This is a genomic window from Polaromonas sp. P1_E1_2 (genome assembly GCF_056406035.1).
This window is the reverse complement of sequence record NZ_JBFUAZ010000543.1, coordinates 1-2,930: the sequence shown is the minus strand read 5'-3', so window position 1 is coordinate 2,930 and position 2,930 is coordinate 1. Positions and strand designations below refer to the sequence as shown.

General features: G+C 65.5%; 1 protein-coding gene and 1 pseudogene. Both read left to right on the top strand.

Features of this window, described 5'->3' with window-relative positions:
• Window positions 1-312 (top strand): annotated as a pseudogene (locus AC1D1P_RS19565) (efflux RND transporter periplasmic adaptor subunit); the annotation flags it as partial.
• A gap of 144 nt (window positions 313-456) precedes the next feature.
• On the top strand, window positions 457-2,930 hold a 2,474-nt coding region (locus tag AC1D1P_RS19560), incomplete at its 3' end, for an efflux RND transporter permease subunit (RefSeq protein ID WP_477674120.1).

The window sequence follows — 2,930 nt, the reverse complement described above, 5'->3', positions numbered from 1 at the left end:
GCCAGCGCACCGGGCGGCGGCGCTTCGGCGGCCGGGCGCCAGCGCCCCGCATCCGACACCGCCGGCAGTGCACCGGCAGCGGCACCCTCCACGCCCCCGGCAGCGGCACTGCAACCCGGCGCTGCGCCGCCTTCCATTGCCGGCCCCACGGCCGAGCAGCGCCAGCGCATGCTCGACCAGGTCAAGGACGACCCGGCCGCGCTGGAACGCCGCAAGCGCTTCCTGGAGCAGATCGACAAGGGCGACCCGGAAGCTCTGGCACGCTGGCAAGGCATGAAGGACCGCCGCCAGGGCGAACGGCCGGCGCAATGATCCGGGACTCGCACCAATGAGCCGCCGGGCCGTTCCCAAGGTGAATAGCACCGCAGTGCGAAGCACGAAGGTATTTCCGCGCATGAGCCGCCGGGCCGTTCCCAAGGCAAATAGCATCGCAGTGCGAAGCACGAAGGTTATTGAATGAGYCCCTCACGCCCCTTCATCCTGCGCCCGGTAGCCACTTCGCTGCTGATGGTGGCCATTGTGCTGGCTGGCCTCGTGGGTTTCAAGTTTTTGCCGCTGTCGGCCCTGCCGCAGGTCGACTACCCCACCATCCAGGTGCAGACGCTGTATCCCGGCGCGAGCCCGGAAGTGATGGCGCAGACCGTGACAGCGCCGCTGGAACGCCAGTTCGGCCAGATGGCCGGTCTCTCTCGCATGAGCTCCACCAGTGCCGCCGGTGTCTCCATCGTCACGCTGCAGTTCGGCCTGGGCCTGGCACTGGACGTGGCCGAACAGCAGGTGCAGGCGGCCATCAACGCGGGCGGCTCGCTACTGCCGGCCGACCTGCCCGCCCCGCCCGTCTATGCCAAGGTCAACCCGGCGGATGCACCGGTGCTGACACTGGCCATCACCTCCGACACCATGCCGCTGACGGAGGTGCAGAACATCGTCAACACCCGGCTGGCCCTGAAGATCAGCCAGGTCAATGGCGTGGGGCTGGTGTCGCTCAGTGGCGGGCAGCGCCCCGCGGTGCGCATCCAGGCCGACACACGGGCGCTGGCTTCCTACGGCCTCGGGCTTGATTCACTGCGCACTGCGATCTCCGCGGCCAATGCCAACGGCGCCAAAGGCAGCATCGATGGCCCTACACGGTCCTATTCGATCAACTCCAACGACCAGCTGGTCGCCGCTGCTGACTACAAAAACCTCATCATCGCCTTTCGCAACGGTGCGGCGGTGCGAGTGTCAGACGTGGCACAGGTGGTGGACAGCGCCGAGAACATCAAACTGGGCGCATGGTCTGGTCTGAAACCAGCCATCATCCTCAATGTGCAGCGCCAGCCCGGCGCCAACGTCATTGCCACGGTGGACGCCATCAAGGCACGCCTGCCCGAACTGCAGGCCGGCCTGCCCACCTCCCTCAGGGTCGATGTGCTGAGCGACCGTACGACCGGCATACGCGCCTCGGTGATGCACGTCGAGATTGAACTGCTGCTGGCCGTGCTGCTGGTCGTGCTGGTGATCTTTGCTTTCCTGCACAGCTTGCGCGCCACAGTCATCGCCAGCCTGGCCGTGCCGATTTCACTCGTCGGCACCTGCGGCTTGATGTACCTGCTGGGCTACAGCCTCAACAACCTGAGCCTGATGGCACTCACGATCGCCACCGGCTTTGTGGTGGACGACGCAATCGTGATGATCGAAAACATCTCGCGCTACATCGAGGAAGGCGAAGAACCGATGGCCGCAGCCCTCAAGGGTGCGACGCAGATCGGGTTCACCATCATCTCGCTGACAGTGTCGCTGATCGCGGTGCTGATTCCGCTGCTGTTCATGGGCGATGTGGTCGRCCGGCTGTTCCGCGAGTTTGCCGTCACGCTGGCCATCACCATCCTGATCTCGGCCGTGGTGTCGCTCACCCTCGTGCCCATGATGTCGGCGAGATGGCTCAAGCACGTGCCGGAAACGGCGGGCGAAGGCCGGCTGGCCCAGGCGGGCGCGCGGCTCCAGCGTTTTTTTGACGACGTGATCGCACGCTACGACGTGTGGCTCACCTGGGTGCTCAAACGTCAGGGCGCCACGTTGCTGGTGGCGCTGGCCACCCTGCTGCTCACGGTGTTGCTGTATGTGCTGATCCCCAAGGGCCTGTTCCCGACGCAGGACACCGGCCAGCTGCAGGCTCGCGTGGAAACCGCGCAATCGGTGTCCTATGACCGCATGGCCGCGCTGCAGCAAGCCACGGCCAAGGCCATCCTGGAAGACCCCGACGTCGAAACGCTGAGCTCCTTCATTGGCGTGGACGCAGCCAACAACACCATGCTGCATACCGGCCGCATGCTGATCAACCTGAAAAAAGAGCGCATAGGCAGCCAGCAGGAAACCATGGACCGGCTGCAGCGCAGGGCCGCCGCGGTAGCCGGGGTTACTCTGTACCTTCAACCCACGCAAGACCTGACCATTGACGCCGAAACCGGGCCCACGCAATTCCGCGTATCGCTCGAAGGCTCGAACAACGCCACCGTGGTGGAATGGGCCAACAAGCTTACGCAGCGCATGCGGCAGCTCGAAAGCCTGCGCAACGTGTCGTCCGATGCGGGCTCCAGCGGCGCCGGAGCCTACATCACGGTAGACCGCGACACCGCGTCGCGCCTGGCCGTCACGACCTCGTCCATTGACGACGCGCTTTACAGCGCATTCGGCCAGCGCATTGTCTCGACCATCTTCACCGAAACCAACCAGTACCGCGTGATCCTCGAAGCCATGCCCGACTCCTTGCGCACGCCGGCATCGCTGGGCAGCCTGCAACTCAAAACCGGCTCCGGCACGCCAACACCGCTGTCGGCCATCGCCACCATCACGGAGCAAGCGGCCCCGCTGCAGGTTACCCGCGTGGCCCAGTACCCGGCCACCACGCTGGGTTTTGACACGGCGCCCGGCGTCTCGCTGGGCAAGGC